The sequence below is a fragment of the Streptomyces sp. NPDC037290 genome (genome assembly GCF_055603245.1).
The window spans coordinates 153,432-168,279 of record NZ_JBVJVZ010000012.1; the positions used below are offsets into that span (position 1 = coordinate 153,432).

General features: G+C 66.0%; 17 protein-coding genes and 2 pseudogenes. 5 read left to right on the forward strand and 14 right to left on the reverse strand.

The genetic code is table 11. The features are described from left to right. Positions 1–6: 6 nt before the first annotated feature. Entirely contained in the window at positions 7–450 is a 444-nt protein-coding gene (locus tag ACZ7HQ_RS32875; RefSeq protein WP_470997917.1) for a hypothetical protein, read from the reverse strand. Between the two features lie 163 nt (positions 451–613). On the opposite strand from ACZ7HQ_RS32875, the gene ACZ7HQ_RS32880 reads away from it, so the two are divergent. Then, on the forward strand, positions 614–1,564 hold the full coding sequence (locus ACZ7HQ_RS32880) for a GlxA family transcriptional regulator (protein WP_470997919.1): 951 nt from the start codon (positions 614–616) through the stop codon (positions 1,562–1,564). A 17-nt stretch (positions 1,565–1,581) separates the two neighbouring features. On the opposite strand, the gene ACZ7HQ_RS32885 is transcribed toward ACZ7HQ_RS32880, so the two are convergent. Beyond that, entirely contained in the window at positions 1,582–1,884 is a 303-nt protein-coding gene (locus tag ACZ7HQ_RS32885) for a hypothetical protein (protein WP_470997922.1), read from the reverse strand. Between the two features lie 158 nt (positions 1,885–2,042). Between ACZ7HQ_RS32885 and ACZ7HQ_RS32890 the strand changes: the two genes are divergently transcribed. Then, positions 2,043–2,468, forward strand: a complete 426-nt coding sequence (locus ACZ7HQ_RS32890) for an Hsp20/alpha crystallin family protein (protein ID WP_470997924.1) — start codon at positions 2,043–2,045, stop codon at positions 2,466–2,468. Between the two features lie 268 nt (positions 2,469–2,736). Further along, the gene (locus ACZ7HQ_RS32895) at positions 2,737–3,216 is read left to right on the forward strand and encodes a DUF2267 domain-containing protein (protein WP_470997926.1); all 480 of its coding nucleotides are present in this window, start codon (positions 2,737–2,739) and stop codon (positions 3,214–3,216) included. A 10-nt stretch (positions 3,217–3,226) separates the two neighbouring features. On the opposite strand, the gene ACZ7HQ_RS32900 is transcribed toward ACZ7HQ_RS32895, so the two are convergent. From ACZ7HQ_RS32900 to ACZ7HQ_RS32920, 5 genes are all read right to left on the reverse strand, one after another. Further along, the gene (locus ACZ7HQ_RS32900; protein WP_470997971.1) at positions 3,227–3,721 is read right to left on the reverse strand and encodes a hypothetical protein; all 495 of its coding nucleotides are present in this window, start codon (positions 3,719–3,721) and stop codon (positions 3,227–3,229) included. An 81-nt stretch (positions 3,722–3,802) separates the two neighbouring features. Further along, positions 3,803–4,027, reverse strand: a complete 225-nt coding sequence (locus ACZ7HQ_RS32905) for a DUF397 domain-containing protein (protein ID WP_470997928.1) — start codon at positions 4,025–4,027, stop codon at positions 3,803–3,805. Positions 4,028–4,392: 365 nt separating this feature from the next. After that, positions 4,393–5,223 (reverse strand): helix-turn-helix domain-containing protein, encoded by an 831-nt coding sequence (locus ACZ7HQ_RS32910; RefSeq protein ID WP_470997930.1) that lies wholly within the window; start codon positions 5,221–5,223, stop codon positions 4,393–4,395. Continuing rightward, a complete protein-coding gene (locus ACZ7HQ_RS32915) occupies positions 5,213–5,731 on the reverse strand; it encodes a DUF6879 family protein (protein WP_470997932.1) in 519 nt (172 codons plus the stop codon). Before ACZ7HQ_RS32915 ends, ACZ7HQ_RS32910 begins: the two co-directional genes overlap by 11 nt. Then, the gene (locus tag ACZ7HQ_RS32920) at positions 5,715–5,921 is read right to left on the reverse strand and encodes a hypothetical protein (RefSeq protein WP_470997935.1); all 207 of its coding nucleotides are present in this window, start codon (positions 5,919–5,921) and stop codon (positions 5,715–5,717) included. Before ACZ7HQ_RS32920 ends, ACZ7HQ_RS32915 begins: the two co-directional genes overlap by 17 nt. Before the next feature lie 157 nt (positions 5,922–6,078). Here ACZ7HQ_RS32920 and ACZ7HQ_RS32925 point away from each other — a divergent pair. Further along, positions 6,079–6,453 (forward strand): annotated as a pseudogene (locus ACZ7HQ_RS32925) (HAD family hydrolase); the annotation flags it as partial. A gap of 31 nt (positions 6,454–6,484) precedes the next feature. On the opposite strand, the gene ACZ7HQ_RS32930 reads toward ACZ7HQ_RS32925, so the two are convergent. Continuing rightward, positions 6,485–6,679, reverse strand: a complete 195-nt coding sequence (locus tag ACZ7HQ_RS32930; RefSeq protein ID WP_470997974.1) for a hypothetical protein — start codon at positions 6,677–6,679, stop codon at positions 6,485–6,487. Continuing rightward, entirely contained in the window at positions 6,679–7,539 is an 861-nt protein-coding gene (locus ACZ7HQ_RS32935) for a helix-turn-helix domain-containing protein (RefSeq protein WP_470997938.1), read from the reverse strand. The genes ACZ7HQ_RS32930 and ACZ7HQ_RS32935 overlap by 1 nt, the downstream gene beginning before the upstream one ends. Positions 7,540–7,802: 263 nt before the next feature. Here ACZ7HQ_RS32935 and ACZ7HQ_RS32940 point away from each other — a divergent pair, with 263 nt between their 5' ends. Then, the gene (locus ACZ7HQ_RS32940; RefSeq protein ID WP_470997941.1) at positions 7,803–8,462 is read left to right on the forward strand and encodes an ATP-binding protein; all 660 of its coding nucleotides are present in this window, start codon (positions 7,803–7,805) and stop codon (positions 8,460–8,462) included. A 103-nt stretch (positions 8,463–8,565) separates the two neighbouring features. Here the strand turns inward: ACZ7HQ_RS32940 and ACZ7HQ_RS32945 are convergent, their stop codons facing one another. From ACZ7HQ_RS32945 to ACZ7HQ_RS32965, 5 genes and pseudogenes are all read right to left on the reverse strand, one after another. Next, positions 8,566–9,918, reverse strand: coding sequence for a DNA cytosine methyltransferase (locus ACZ7HQ_RS32945; RefSeq protein WP_470997944.1), 1,353 nt, complete (start codon positions 9,916–9,918; stop codon positions 8,566–8,568). Between the two features lie 9 nt (positions 9,919–9,927). Then, positions 9,928–11,772, reverse strand: a complete 1,845-nt coding sequence (locus tag ACZ7HQ_RS32950) for a DUF6339 family protein (RefSeq protein ID WP_470997947.1) — start codon at positions 11,770–11,772, stop codon at positions 9,928–9,930. Beyond that, entirely contained in the window at positions 11,772–12,668 is an 897-nt protein-coding gene (locus ACZ7HQ_RS32955) for a hypothetical protein (RefSeq protein WP_470997950.1), read from the reverse strand. The genes ACZ7HQ_RS32950 and ACZ7HQ_RS32955 overlap by 1 nt, the downstream gene beginning before the upstream one ends. Then, on the reverse strand, positions 12,665–14,629 hold the full coding sequence (locus ACZ7HQ_RS32960) for a hypothetical protein (RefSeq protein WP_470997953.1): 1,965 nt from the start codon (positions 14,627–14,629) through the stop codon (positions 12,665–12,667). The genes ACZ7HQ_RS32955 and ACZ7HQ_RS32960 overlap by 4 nt, the downstream gene beginning before the upstream one ends. Then, positions 14,626–14,848: pseudogene (locus ACZ7HQ_RS32965) on the reverse strand (hypothetical protein); the annotation flags it as partial. The pseudogene ACZ7HQ_RS32965 and the gene ACZ7HQ_RS32960, both read right to left, overlap by 4 nt.

Consider the following 14,848-nt stretch of genomic DNA (forward strand, 5'->3'; position numbering starts at 1 on the left):
CCGGGGTCAGGCGCCGGTGGTGGATCCCGGCCGCACGATCATCAGGACCGTCACGGTGGCCCACAGCAGGTTGAAGACGCCGGTGAACATGGCGAGCCGTGCGGGGTTCGTGCCGCGGCCCTCCACCAGCGCGCTCTGGGCGGGCAGCACCAGCGCGGCGAGTACGACGCCGGCGACGGCGGTCAGCGCGATGGAGGTGACCAGCCAGGCACTGCCGAGCACGCCCATCTCGCTCGCGGTGGCGAACCCGAAGGCCGGGACGACGACGCCGACGAGGGCGTACATCCGGCAGATCCGGTGCAGCAGGTTGAGGGTCCCGGTGGCGCCGGGGTCGTCGGGTGCGGCGAGGGCGCGGCGCGCGGCGGGCGGGAACATGCTGGCGGCGACGGTCACGGGACCCACGGCGACGATGGCGGCGAGGACGTGCACGGCGAGGAGGAACTTGGTCACGGCGGTGACGGTAGGCGGCGGGTGGATCCCGCGGAAGCGGCGAGAGTGCCAGGGTCCAACGGATTCTCGCCAGCGGCGGTAGGGGCAGGCGGGCGGCGTCCGGTGGCTCCGGCACCGGCAGCTGACCGTTGGCCGCAACCCGTCGCACATCTACGATCCCGCCATGCACACCGTGGCCGTACTGGCGCTGGACGGCGTCATCCCGTTCGACCTGTCCGCCCCCGTCGACACCTTCGGCCGGGCGCGGCTGCCCGACGGGCGGGAGCCGTACCGGGTACGGGTGTGTTCGGTACGGGAGGAGGTGAGCGCGGGCGCCTTCACGGTGCGGGCGCCCTACGGCCTGGACGCGCTGGCGGAGGCGGACACGATCATCCTGCCGGGCGTGGCGGAACCGCCGGAGGAACTGCCGCCGGGGGTGGCCGAGGCACTGCGCGCGGCGGCGGCGAACGGCACCCGCATCGCCTCGGTCTGCGTGGGCGCGTTCCTCTTCGCGGCGACGGGCCTGCTGGACGGCCTGCGCGCGACGACGCACTGGGTCGCGGCCGCCCGGCTGGCGGAGCTGTACCCGAAGGTGACCGTCGATCCGAACGTCCTGTACGTCGACGAGGGCCCGTTCCTGACGTCGGCGGGCGCGGCGGCGGCGCTGGACATGTGCCTGCACATGATCCGCAGGGACTTCGGATCGGCTGTCGCCGCTCACGCGGCCCGGATGTCCGTCATGCCGCTGGAACGGGAGGGCGGCCAGGCCCAGTTCATCGTCCACGACCTGCCCCCGGCCCCGGCCGGTACCACCCTGGAGCCCCTGCTGCACTGGCTGGAGGACCACAGCGACCGTGACCTCACGCTGGACGAGATCGCGGCCCGGGCGGGCATGAGCACCCGCACCCTCAACCGCCGCTTCCGGGAGCAGACCGGCACGACTCCGCTGCAGTGGCTCCACCGGGCACGGGTACGGCGGGCCCAGCACCTGCTGGAGACGACGCCGTACCCGGTCGAGCGCATCGCCACCCAGACCGGCTTCGGCTCGCCCACGGCCTTCCGGGAACGGTTCAGGAGGGTGGTGGGGACGAGTCCGCAGGCGTACCGCAGGGCGTTCCGGGCGGGGACGCTGTAGCTGCCGTCGGCGTGCCGTCAGGCCTTGCGGTCGGCGACGGCCCAGGAGGCGAGGGCGACGGCGCCGGCGACACCGAGGACGGACGGCCAGGCGCCGACCTTCTTCGCGAGCGGGTGGGACCCGGCGAAGGCGGCGAGATAGGCGGCGCCCAGCGCACCGGCGGCCTTCCCGCCGGCCCGCGCACGCCACTGCTGCGCGGCAGCGACCCCGGCGACGGCCAGCACGGCACCGCCCAGCTGCCGCTTCTTGGTCCAACGAGCGACGCCGTACCCGCCGACGAGCCCGGTAGCGGCGACGACTGCACTGGGAACCCTGGCCACGACTGCCTCCTCTGGTGCCATATGTCTCGGCCCGAGGCTAACGCCCCACCGACGGGACGCCCCTAACCTGAGTCTGGCCTTGTCAAGTTTCCGGCAGAGAGTTATATAAGAGGCCGTAGGGCATCGCACCCAATTCCTGAAGAGAGGAGTGACCTGTGATGCTCATGCGTACGGACCCCTTCCGTGAGGTCGACCGCCTCACGCGACAGTTCTTCGGAGACGCCGCGCGTCCGGCCGCGATGCCGATGGACGCCTACCGCGCGGGGGATGACTTCCTGGTCCACTTCGATCTGCCCGGCATCGACCCCGAGACGATCGAGCTGGACGTCGAGCGCAACGTCCTCAACGTCCGCGCCGAGCGCCGCAGCCCGGCCCCCGGCGACGCGGACCTGCTCGTGGCGGAGCGCCCCACCGGCATCTTCACGCGCCAGCTGTTCCTCGGCGAGACCCTCGACACGGACCGCATCGACGCGTCGTACGAGGCGGGCGTCCTGACCCTGCGCATCCCGGTGGCCGAACAGGCCAAGCCACGCCGCATCCAGATCGCGGGCGGCAACGCCGACCGCAAGCAGATCAGCACCTGACCCACTGCCACTCGCCGCGTCCCGGGCTCCCCCAGCGGAACCGGGGCGCGGCGGCCTGCGACCGCGGCCGACCGCGGCTGACCGGCGGGCGTGGCGGCCGACCGCAGCCGGCCGGCGGGCGTGGCGGCCCACCGCGGACAGGGCGGCGGCCCACCGCCACCACCCGCCCCAAGCAACACATTGGCCGAACTCCAGCTCATGCAGGTCGCATTACGGGGTACCGGGGTACCGCCCCCGGCGCCAGTGTCCCGGAGAAGGAGCAAGCACGATGACCGTGACGACGACCCCGCCCCTGAGAACGACTATTGCCACCGCAGCCCCCCTGTCCCGTGACGCCGATACCGACACCGCAAGCTGGGAGCAACTGACCGAGGCGGTACGGGAGGCGGGCCAGTACACGACGAGGGCGGAAGCAGAGAGCGTGACCCGCACCGTCCTCTCGGCCCTGGGCGGCCATGTGACCGGTGACGAGCGCGTGGCCCTGGCCCAGGCCGTCCCCCGGGAGGCAGGCCGGGTGATCGCCTCCCAGATCCCCGCCACGCACCCCCTCACGGCCCGGGAGTTCGTCGACTCCGTGGCCACCCGCATCGAGGGAGCGACCCCGGCGACGGCCCGCTGGGACGTCAGCTCGGTCCTGAGCGTCCTGGCGGACTGGGTGGGCGACCCCCTGACCACCCGCCTCCTCACCCAACTCCCCCCGGGCTACGCCCTCCTCTTCGGACGGGCGGACCTGGCACCGACGGCGTGACCGCCCGGTCTCAAGGCAACCGGCCGGCACCGGCCAGGCCGGCACCGGGGCACGCCAGTTCTGGCTTCGACCGGTTCGGTGAGCACGTCACCACCGCGAGGGACAGGTACGAGGGACGCTCGAGGTAGAAGCCGAGGGACACGTCGCCGCCCGAACAGAGCTTCTCCGCCACGGAGGCAACCAGCGCCCCCGGCTCGCCGGAGTCGCGCTCCCGGGCGGAGGCGAACCGGGGCGCGTACTCGGCCACACGCGCTCCGACCCAGGCGGCGGCGTCCTTGGCCTCGTCCCATGTGCCCCGTACCAAGGAACGTGGTTTGACGAGCCAGTACGCCGTCTCCAACGGAGGAAGATCCACGGTCGGGAACGCCGTCGCCACCTCTCGATAGCGTTCGATCAGCTCAGGTCTGCTCGCGGCCGGCGGCGGCTCGGGATGCGGAGGCCGCCGAAGGGCCTCCTGGTCGAATCGCTCTTTCGCGCCGACCCATAGATAGCCGTGGAAGTGCACCAGCCGTTCCTTGTCGGGCGTACGGGATCGGGCAGGACCGGTCCCGGCCTCCATACGGGGGCCGGGACCGGCAGGAGAGGATCAGACGGACAATCCGAACCTCACCGGATCGATGCCGGCCACGGCCAGCTCCTCCGACGTGAACCGCAACGGCTCCGCATCCGGCCGCTTGCTGTCCCCCAGCGCCCAGGCGTCCTGGCCGATCCGGGCCAGCGTCACGCACCCCTCGGTACAGGGACCACCGCAGGCCTTCACGAAGGAGGCCCCGCTGATGTCCAGGTCATACAACTTGGTTCCGTCCAGCATCACTTGCACCTTCCTGCTCAACTGTTCGCGGCCATGACTGACCGCCGCCGCCCTCGATGGGCGGGAGTTCTGGGAACGGGGCCAGCGGCCTCAGCAGTCGGCTTCCTTACGGCGCCCGGCGCAGCGCCGGCATCGGCACGGCGGCCACTGTGCCGTGACGAGGGGTGGAAGGTCATCCGTTGCAAACAAAGTTCGCCGGCGTCCCCACGTCCGGCCGGAATCCTGCGAGACGCGAATAGTCATGAGCGGGCGATTGGAAAAGATCCCGCATTCATTCGCCATTGATTCTCCCCTGTGTTTCATGACTCACATGATCCAGCGACAGGAAGGGGAGGGCGAGCTTTATTCCGGTTGTCTACTAAAGATCAACGGTAGGCGCTGGCCCATTCCTGAAGGAGGGTGCTGGCCGCGTCTGCGAAGTGGGCCTTCTGCTCGTACTGCGTGAAGACTTCCAGATGTTCAGAGATATCGCGAGGGTCGCGGAACACCGTCCGCCCGGTGAACGTCTCGACAGTGGCCAGCCGGTCGTCGTACACCGTGAAAGTGTTCATGGGCCCACGACTTACGACTGTGCCGATCGTGATGACACCTATTCGCACGTTGGGGAGGTGGGACAGTGAGCTCAGGCGGTCGATCTGCACAGCCATTGCAGGCGGTGGGACAACGGCCCACCGCACTGCCTGCTCCGTGAGCAGGAACGTGAAGCGCTTCGTGGTGTCGTACAGCACCGTCTGCCGTTCCAGCTTCCGCGCTACGGCCTTCGAGATGTCTCCCGGCGAGTATGCGAGGCCGGCCCGGACGTAATCGGGAGTGGCCAGCAAGCCCGTGAGCATTGCGGGGAGGAAGTAGCGAAGTTCCCTGGACTCGGCTTCGAGGCCGGCCAACTCTGCCTGGCGCTTCTCCAAGCCGCGGCGCCACGACGACCGAATCGGTTCCCACTGGGTGTTCGCGAGTCGCGCCAGCGAGGTTATTTCAGCGACCAGTTTCTCTGGGGCGTCGAGTGCCCGCAGGATGAGCTCGACATCGACCAGGCTTGGGGTGATTTCCGCAGTCTCAATCTTACTGATCTTGGACTGGGAAACATTGCAACGCCTCGCGAGCCGGACCTGGGAGAGTCCGGCTCGTTTGCGTAGCATTCTCAGTGTCTCCGCCAGGTCGGCCTTCGACTGCCCCAGCTTCTCAGGATCAAGCGTCAAGGCCCTTCACGTACTCCTCGAAAGGCACCGATTCCGCGAGGGCGATGCGTTGGTACTCCCGGTACGGTGCCGGATCGCCTTCGTACACTTCGCGGCTGATCTGAGTCCCGTCCGGCTCGTAGTGCATGAGCACGATCCGAGAGCGGTCGAACATCCAGAAGTCCTGAACGTGGTCGAGGGGGTTGGGACGATCGGTAACGTCGAGGATGCGGATCGCCTCACCGGCCTCGACGTTGTGACGGTAGAACTCGAACTCGAAGCGGAGGTAGTCCGAGAGGGGCCGAGCGACGACGTGCACTCGCCCGACGCTACGACCGCTCGCCACGTACGCCTTGACCCGATCGAACCAAGGCTGAGTGGCGTCACGTGTCACAGGCTCCCCGGCCAGAAACCGGCGAATGGCCTCGTCCTCCTGCGGCACACGGTAGACGGGCAGAGACTCCAGACGCCACGCCTCTCCTTGCATGGCGTCGAACGTCCTCCGCCAATCCTCACCAGCCAAGAGCACGGACAGCCTCCTTCAGGACAGACTCAGGGATCTCCACGAGCGCCTCTCCCTCCGGCGGGTCGAAGACATTCGACAGGTTCCCCTGGACCACGAACGACCCCGAGCTGGTCCGGTACACGTTGGGGCAGTCGTCGCCCCCGCACTCACCGTTCCCGTTGCCGGTCAGCCGAGTCAGCTCTCCACGCGGCATTGTGCCCCCTTCACGTCGGACAGAGTTGTCGTTCCCTGCCTCAGGGGCGACGCTAGGTCGGCTACTGGGAGGGCGTCCAGGACGCCACGGAAATATTCCTGTAGTGGGGTAGTTGATCTCGCCGAGAAGGCTGCGCCGGTTGTCGAGGGACACGAGTCGGTCGGATGGCATCTGGATGGGCATCGCAGGCAACCAGACGATCCGCGCAGGCAGGATCCTCCGGGTACTGTTCACGGATGACGTCGACCTGATCGGAACCTCGGCTGACTGGGGCGCCGGCAAGCCAGATGCCGCGTTCTTCCACCGTGTCGTCGAAGCCGTCCCCTTCAGCGCGGCCGAAACTCTCTACGTCGGCGACCGGCTCGACAACGACGTCCAGCCGGCCGCCGCTGCCGCTTTGGTCCACCGAGGGCCATGGGCGCCAATCCAGTGGCGCACGGCGGAAGCCGAGAGCCTCCCGACCTTCAGGGTCGAGAGCCTTGGGGACCTGTCCGGACGGATCAAGAGCTTCAACGACTCAACGGACCGATAAATGGAGTTCGGCCCGGTCCCTCGATTGGTTCTCACCGGAGCAGGTGGTCCGCCTTGCCTGCCTTGATGTCCCGAATCATGGTGCGCAAGGCGTCCCGAGTATCCGTGATGAAACGGTCCTCCTGGCCGAGCACCGCTATGTATGCGTTGTCGGCCTCATCGACACCTATCCGGAAGCACGAGTTGCCCTCCCCGCAGAACGGCTCTTCCCACTGGATCCCACTCATCATGCCTCCTGCAGTCCGTTTGCGATGGTTTGGATGAGGTCCTTCGAGTCGCCGGGAGACAGCGCCAGTTCCTCCATCCGGTCCAAGTGAGCACGGTACTTGGCCAACTCGGCCTCACCGTAGAGGAAGTCCGGACCGTGGGAGTTGTCGATCTGCACGGTGTGCAGCTGCTCTGTCGGTCCCTCTGCATACAGGACGGTTTGGCCCGCACCTGGAAACCCACCATGGGCGAAGGGCACGACCAACACGGTCACGCCGTCCTTCTCGGACTGTGCGAGCAAATATTCGAGTTGTTCACGAGTCACTCGGGGCCCTCCGAACTGCATCCGCAGCGCTGCCTCGTGAACGATGCCTGTGAAGGCACGAGCTGTGTCGCCTGAGAGGATCTCCTGACGCCGATTGCGATGGGCCGCCCTCATCGTTACTTCGTGTTCAGGCAGTCGCGGCAGGACGGCACGGAACACAGCCAGTGCATAGTCCGTGGTTTGGAGCAGTCCTGGGATGTGTACAGTGCACGCTGCTCGCATGCGGACGGCCCGGGACTCCAACTCGGCGATGTCCAACAGGCCTTGGGGCAGTGCGCCACGGTACTGCTCCCACCACCCATGAGCGCCGGCCGAGGCCATGTCGATCAGGGCGCTCACGTACTTCTCGTCGGTACACCCGCAGTGATGAGCCAGGGCGCGTAGGCGCTCCTCACTGATGTTCCGTGCGCCGGACTCCATGTAGGAGATCTTCCCGCGGTCAACTCCCATCAGCTTGGCCGCTTCCTCCGCGGACACGCCTGCCGTGACCCGCATCCTGCGCAACTCGTAACCGAGGCGCTTCTGCCGCTGAGTCGGAACTTGCTTCGGGGGCATGTCCATCCTTCCGTGTTGGCTCAGACGGCAGTCTGCCGTGCGCCCGCCCCTCCATCCACGATCGAGCTAATTTGCCGAAGCGTGTGGCAAATTTACCAGGAGGGCTTCTAGGTTGAGCATCGAGCCGCTGGTCCATGGCGAACAGAAGTGCATCGCCCATGCCTGCCCGATCTCTCCTGCCCTGGGAGAGAGGGGCGTGCGCCAGGGCGACAAGCCACTGCTTGCCGAGCAGCACAAGAGGACACACGAGCAGGAGTCGACACATGGAATGCAGCGCCTGTACGCCAAGAACACCTTGGGAGTTGCCCTTCCTTGCGGTGCCGGAGGAGGTGGCCGCACTCAGACACGTGCTGAAGGTCCATCTGCGTCTCTGGGGCCTACCGGAGTTGATCGAAGGTGTCCAACTCTGCCTCAGCGAGCTGGTTTCCAACGTGATCACGCACGTTGGTCCAGGTACACCTTCAACCCTTGTCGTCTCCATGAGCGGCACCCACTTGCGCATCGAGATCCATGACCCCGACAGCCAGGCCTTACCGACGCTGATCGATGCGGAGGGCGATGCGGAGTCGGGGCGCGGCATTGCACTTGTCGCCGCCTGCTCCGATCGCTGGGGTGTTCAACTCCTGCCCAACCGAAAGGTCACGTGGGTCGAGTTCGCGACGGGCTTGAGTGCGCCGAACGGCCACAGCCAGAACCCACGCGTCTCAAGGGCCGCGAGCGTCCTCGGCTTGTACGACGTGCAGCAGCCTGCGCGCACGGCCGCATCGAGAAGACTGACCGCCACCATGGCCGAGACGGTAGCGGTCGCGGCCATCGCCGACCTTCTTCATTGGCTTCAGGCGCACGGTCATGATGCCGACCAGGCTCTGGACAGGGCCCAACGCCAGTTGGAGGCCGAGGCGGAGCCGTCCGCCAATTGGTAGGCAGCTGGCGGACGGCCGAGCCTCAGCGCTGTCATGCGCGGCGACAGCCCGGACTTGAGTTCTCAGCAAGATTCCGGGCTGTCGAACAGACAGGGTACGACTTTCAGTCGCGAAGATATGCGTATATTGACGCAGCGATCGCCTTGCCGAGAGGGACCGGGACAGCATTTCCGATCTGCGTGGCAATTTCGGTCTTCGAGCCGCACCAGCGGAAGCTCAGCGGGAATCCCTGGATTCGGGCGGCTTCATAGTGAGTGATGGGACGAGGCAGCTCGGGATGCAGATAACGCCCCTTTTCCGGCTTGAAGAACTCCGTACGAATGGTTACCGAAGGTTCGCCGTAGCGGAGTCGGCCCATGACGTCGCCAGTTCCAGTGTTGTGGTTGTCCCAGCTTTTGGTCGAAAGGTATTCGACGGGTGTTCTCACGCCCGAGGGATTGGGTGTGTCGAAGACATGGATCTCGTTGAAATCATCCACTGTGTACCACTTGTCGCGCAGGTCCTTCCGGTTCCCGCCCGGCGGGATGGCGCGATATCGGGCTCTGGAGAGTGCCTCCGGGTTCCGGCCGAAGTGCAGATCAGGAGTCGTGAAGATTCCCGGTTGTACGGAATTCACCTCAGGAATGAACTCTTTTCCGTCTGGGAGTTCGGTTCCCCGTAGGTCGTGTGTCGCCGACTCGGCGAAAATGTCGTCCACTGCCTGCCAGTACGACACTCCTGCATCCAACCCGTCGAACTGCTGGGCAGTGGTGGTGTGCAGGTGCTTTGGTCGCCGGTGGTGCGTTCTGGGCGGGTACGTCAGAGTTCGACCATTGCCGAGGTCCCGGCGAACGCCGATGACAATGGCACGCCGGCGCGCCTGTGCTGCACCGTAATCGGCCGAGTTGAGCAGGTATCGCTTGATCTTCTCTTCACCGGTGTCGGAGGGTACGTGACCGGGCGGATCCACCAGTCGATATTCGGAAAGTTTGCCACCCGCCTCAACCTCGTTGAGCAAATTGCGAAACTCGTCCGACTTCAGGAAGCGATCGACGTTCTCGATGACGAATACCTTGGGGCGGATCTCTGCAACGACCCTGACGTACTCCTCCCAGAGGCGATTGCGCTCACTGCCCTTTTTGTTGCGGTTCAACGCCGAAAATCCTTGGCATGGCGGTCCTCCGACCACAACATCTGCGTGGAGAGCTTCCGGTGTCGGCTCCCACTCCTCGATGTCGCCGACGTGGACGCGAGCAGCGGGGATCTGCTCGTCGGGTCGGAGGCTTCCGAAGTTCACGGCGTACGTGGCAGCCGCGGCGGCATTGTGCTCGACGGCCGCGATGCTGTGGAAGACCGGTCCGTCCGCGCCTCCTCCTGCAGGGCGAAACTCGTGAAATCCCTGAGTGAACCCACCACAGCCGCTGAACAGGTCGACGACTGTGATGGGATCGTGAGCTACGGGACGGGGCGTGACCATGGGGCGATTTTAGCCTCGGAGTGCAGTCGCGATGGCGAGACCGACAGCGGTCGCGAGGGGTGGCGGCATCGCGTGCCCCACCTGACGATACCGGGACGTCTTGCCGCCGTGGAGCTTCCAGTCGCCAGGGATCGACTGAACCATCGCAGTTTGTTCGACTGTGAGCTTGGGCTCATCGTCGATTGGGAAGTCCGGTCCAGGCGGTTCGTCACCGAGGCTGTTGCCGTTCACACCCAGCGCAGCCCACGCCTTTTTGCTGCCGGTGGGGCCGAGGTCGGCGCCTCCTCGTCGGTCGGATCCTCCGACCAGCGCGGGGGCGACGCGATTCGCCTTCCGGATCCAGTGCCCTGCTCCCGGCCAGCCTCGGGCGGACATGGATGGGCCGAGGACTTGGCCCACGGTCGGCGCCGGCGCTCCGTTCGGCTCCGGCCAGGTGAAGCGAGCGAAGTAAGGGTCCCGGAGGGCTATCAGGAAGCCGCTCTTGCGGTTCTGCGGGACACTGAAGTCCGCGGCGTTGAGCACCTTCCAGCTCGAACGTAGGCCCGCCTTGAGCAGCTCCGTCTCAATCCAAGCTCGGTCGACGTCGAATTCAGCGCCCTCGACGAGGTCGGGAACGTTTTCGAAGAGTACGGCCTTCGGCTTGATCGCACATGCCAGAGAAATTGCTGCGCGCAGCACCCGCCGTTCCTCGGTGTCCTCGGTCCGGCCGACGGTCGCCAGAGACTTCACACGTGGCAACCCACCGCTGACAAGATCGACTCCCATGACGTCCGGACGCAGGCCGGGATGGAATTGAAGGACATCCATGCAGATGATGTCCCATTCAGGGCGATTCAGGCCGATGGTGAAGCAGGCGTCGGCCTTGGAATCTATGAGCATCACCGGGTCGAAGCCGGCATGTTCGAGCCCAAGTGCCTGCGCACCTGCACCAGCGCAGATCTCCAGGAAGCTGAACCGCCCAGTGCCGGCCCGAGTCCCGAGGACGGACTCGAAGATCGGTTGTTCGTCCCGAACCGGAACCACAGAAGAGGAGGCTCCCCGGGCATCGCTTGGGACAAGGTTCTTCGCGCATGCGGCGGGCAGGCCCGTGGCCGTTGGGGAGTCGGGACGTTGCGCTTCGACAGACTCTCGGGCGACTGCGCGCAGCTCATCATCGAGTGCATGTTCTTCGATGCTGTCGAACAAGACGAATGGCGCCAGCCGAAGCAGTCGTTTGAGGAAATCACGGAGTGTGTCGCGTTCGTTCAGGCCCCTGAGATCGAGGTCCTTCCAAACGCGGAGGATCGCGCGGACGAGATGGGGGCTTCCACCGAGCGCAGCACGTCGGGCGTAGATCTGGTCGAACGCGGCCTCACCGAGGATCTTGAGCGCGGCGTACGGTTCCGGATCGTCGGTGGAGCGCACGAGCTGAGCGCGCCACCAAAGCCTGCCGAATACGTGTCGTGTGAGGTCGGTACCGAGAACGCGATCCTTGGGCGGCTGAGGATAACGCCAGAATGCGACGTCCGGGAGGAGGACCAGCGCGAGAAAGGCCCAAACGTCCCGGGAAGCAGCTTCAGCGGGCACCATTCCCATCTCGGCGTGGAGCAGCGCAGCCAACTGCAGATCGAAATCAGCATTACGGCTTCGGTCGGAGTCGTCCGGGAAGCCTGCCTGCTTCGCCAGGTCGAGAACGCCCTCCCTCAACCCCCGGAGCTGAGAGGGAGGGACGCGGTCACCGCCCGTTGCCACATAGACGGCTGAGTCGTGTGCGACCGCCACACGGCGGGACAGTTCCCCGACAGTGAGCTCCCTGTACTCGTCGAAGAGTGGTCTCGCCTGCGCGGCGAGGAGCCGAGGGTATAGGAAGCTCATCACGACACCTCGAAGATTCTTACGGCAGCTTGCAGGTCTGAGGCGAACAAGGCCGTCGACTGCCGTTGGCGCAGGCGTACGTCAGCGATCGACTGCCCTGGGAAGAGTTGGTCGAACAGGCTGAGCAGCGTGGCACCCAGTGAGCCGTCCGGGAAGTCGGTATCGTCTCCAAAGTCCTCATCGGCGAGGGCGTGCTCGATCATGGTTCTGGCCGCATCCGCGTATACAGCGGAGAGCACGACTCGATCAACGGGGCGAGGCTTGGCGGCATTTTGGAAGGCTGCGGCCGTGACCGCGTTGCGCTCATTGACCAGCAAGAGCAGAGCCCCCATGGTGGCGTGCTCCATGCCGCCACTGATCTGCAGATGCCATGCTGCGTCGTCCGGGAACGACGTGCGTGCGAAGTCGATGACGGCCATGGGGAACTGGGGCGCGTCACCCTGAAGACGCAGTTCCGATCGGTCGCTCCAGAGCACGGAACCCGCTCGCCGTGGCGACGAGGGCCGGGCGTCATTCCTCCGATCGGCCAGTACGAGAGCCGTATCCAGGAGCAGCAGACCACCGAGATCGGAACCACGCAGAAGCACGTCGAATTCAGTGGTGACGGTGCCTGCGCCCGTCAAACGCACGTGCTGGGCCGGGCCGCTCAGATTTGAACCGGTGGCAGTCCACACGACCGAGATGAGAAGAGAGGCGTCTTCGGGCAGGCCGGACTGCCTGCGCGCCTGGTCCACATCGATGCGGACGTGCCTCCGCACGCGCAGATCCGTGTGATAGTCCCAGTCAGGCAATGCCTCCGGCAGGTCCACCTCACCGTCTTCGACGACGAGTTGCCACGGCTCGGCATTGACGGCGCTCTCCGACGGAACGCGATAGGGAAGGACACGTCGAGTCACGGGCTCTTCACCGCCTCGACCTTGATACCGATCTCAGTCATGGTGTCCGGCGCCGGCCGCACGACTGCGCGCCAGATGGAATCGCCGCCATCAAGCACGTGAGAATCCGAGGTGTACAAGCGGCCCGTGTCGTCTTCCCAACCGACCAGCTCGGGCATACTCGCACCGATGGGCGGATCCGTCTCGCGCCCGCCGGTCCCCGGGAGAGTGACCGCAAGGTCAATGCGCACGCGCTGGGGCCCCGGCACGGGAAGTCGGAACTCCTGAATCAGCACCGAGCTGTCCCCACGATCGTCGTAATAGGGTTCGCCGACGTACTGCACCCGCGGCCGGCGGATGACGGACCCCCCCTTGGCGGGTTCCGGGCCCCCGGAGAGCGATTCGTTCGTGGCGTGGGACCCGAGACCGGAAGCGAGCCCTGCGGCCGTCCGTATCTGACGGCCGGATGCCGCACGCTTCGTCTCGTCGGCGTCCGAGCCGGCGCCGCGCATCGTGGTGCTGCCGGGCTTGGAGTAGGCCGTGGCTCCACCGATACCCCAGGCACCACCGACCAGGCCGGAGAACATCGAACTGGCCGCGCCGAGCGCCATGTTGCTGGCACCCGGACGTGCTACGCCGCTGAGGGACAACAACCGTTCCAGTGCTTCGTTGATGCGCCGGAAGGTCGTCTGCACGAAGGTGCTTTCCGGCCTTTCGAGGGAGTGCGGGTTCCAGGCATCGTGTGTGGGAGGCTCCGCCTTGGCATAGATGTCGTCCATCGCATCGTCGGCGCGAAAGACACCGGCGTAGCCCTGGTTCACGCTGGGCGGCTTCGGTCCCGGATGATATGTGACTACGAGCTCGGCGGGGCGCATAAGGCAGACATGGTGGATCAGGTTCTCTATGTCCATCATGCGTGAGGCCGGTGTGGGCTCGAGCGGCGGCATGATGCGTTTGACCAGGCCAAGTCGTCCCAAATAGCGCTTGGGCTTGTGACATTCGAGGTCGGTCCGGCCCGGTCCTTCCATCTCTTCGTACGCCGCGACGAACATGTTCAGCGGGCGGGTACTCCGAGGATCGGGCACCGCATGTGGAACACCGTCACACGTGACGGAGAAGCGCATGGCGGCTGGTCTGTCAGCGGTGCTGATCATCTTGGGCCAGAGATGCCAGGCAATGGTGTCACACAAGTAGTCAGCGGCTTGCGGTCCTTCGAGTTCGTCGAGATTGGGATCAAGGACGACAACCGTCGTACCGGTCTCCTGCGCTCCGAAAGCCTTGAGGCCGAGGCGCTGCGCGGTGGTCTCGGCCACCTCTCCGACAAGCGGCTCGACGACGCTGCCCGAAGTGTCCCCCCACCAGTGTCTACCGGTGTAGCGACGTTCACCCCGGTCCGCCGGAGCCACGTAGCTCTTCCACAGGGTGCAACCGATGAGACGGGTCTCGTACCCTCCGTGCGGAGTACGGCAGCGGGAATGGACCAGCACCGTTCCGGGCTTGGACAGCAGATAGAAGATGCCCTTGCCGAAGCCGTAGGTGCCGCCACCCAGAGCGGTGTCGCGAGGTTCGCCGATGTTGCGGATGAAGGAGACGAAGTCCCGGTCGGGGCCCACGGCATCGTCTGCACGGGTCGGCCCCCCGAGCCCTCGGGTGCCGCGGTCGGACACGGCCAGTACACGGATCGGGCCACGTCGGAGCGTCTCCCGCAGTGGAAAATTGTCGCCACTCGGGGCGGGAGCGCCGGAAAGCAGCAGCTCCCTCCACGCCCCGGCGTGGGCAGGGCCGACGGTCCACATGTCGATGCGATAGTCAACGGGAACGTCGGACTGGCGAAGGCGGGCATCCCAGCTGTTCTGAGCGGATTCGCGCACGAGGATGGTGAGCAGGTCCAGTTCTGGACGCCCCAACTGGTTGCGAATACCTTCGGCGGCGCTCGCGCCTTCCGGAGGATAGGGTTGGGAGAACCACCTGGGCCCGGTCACGCAGACTCCTGGATGAGACGGTCGAGCATTTGAACCACCTCATCGGCGGCCATGGGGGCAGGAAAGTCGGTGGACAGGTCGATCGTGTACTCGACGTCCAGAACGGATACCGACACACCTGCCTCTAGGGCGTGTGTCAAAAGTGGATCTTGAACATGGGATGATCTTGGTTTGTGGCACGTGGAGATCTGACGGACGCGCAATGGGCGGTGCTGGAAC

Excerpts from the sequence above, each read along its gene's own strand:
- ACZ7HQ_RS32880 (WP_470997919.1), top strand. The coding sequence starts at position 614 with ATGCACACCGTGGCCGTACTGGCGCTGGACGGCGTCATCCCGTTCGAC.
- ACZ7HQ_RS32890 (WP_470997924.1), top strand. The coding sequence starts at position 2,043 with ATGCTCATGCGTACGGACCCCTTCCGTGAGGTCGACCGCCTCACGCGA.
- ACZ7HQ_RS32895 (WP_470997926.1), top strand. The coding sequence starts at position 2,737 with ATGACCGTGACGACGACCCCGCCCCTGAGAACGACTATTGCCACCGCA.
- ACZ7HQ_RS32905 (WP_470997928.1), bottom strand. The coding sequence starts at position 4,027 with ATGCTGGACGGAACCAAGTTGTATGACCTGGACATCAGCGGGGCCTCC.
- ACZ7HQ_RS32920 (WP_470997935.1), bottom strand. The coding sequence starts at position 5,921 with ATGCCGCGTGGAGAGCTGACTCGGCTGACCGGCAACGGGAACGGTGAG.
- ACZ7HQ_RS32930 (WP_470997974.1), bottom strand. The coding sequence starts at position 6,679 with ATGAGTGGGATCCAGTGGGAAGAGCCGTTCTGCGGGGAGGGCAACTCG.
- ACZ7HQ_RS32935 (WP_470997938.1), bottom strand. The coding sequence starts at position 7,539 with ATGCCCCCGAAGCAAGTTCCGACTCAGCGGCAGAAGCGCCTCGGTTAC.
- ACZ7HQ_RS32940 (WP_470997941.1), top strand. The coding sequence starts at position 7,803 with ATGGAATGCAGCGCCTGTACGCCAAGAACACCTTGGGAGTTGCCCTTC.
- ACZ7HQ_RS32945 (WP_470997944.1), bottom strand. The coding sequence starts at position 9,918 with ATGGTCACGCCCCGTCCCGTAGCTCACGATCCCATCACAGTCGTCGAC.
- ACZ7HQ_RS32950 (WP_470997947.1), bottom strand. The coding sequence starts at position 11,772 with ATGAGCTTCCTATACCCTCGGCTCCTCGCCGCGCAGGCGAGACCACTC.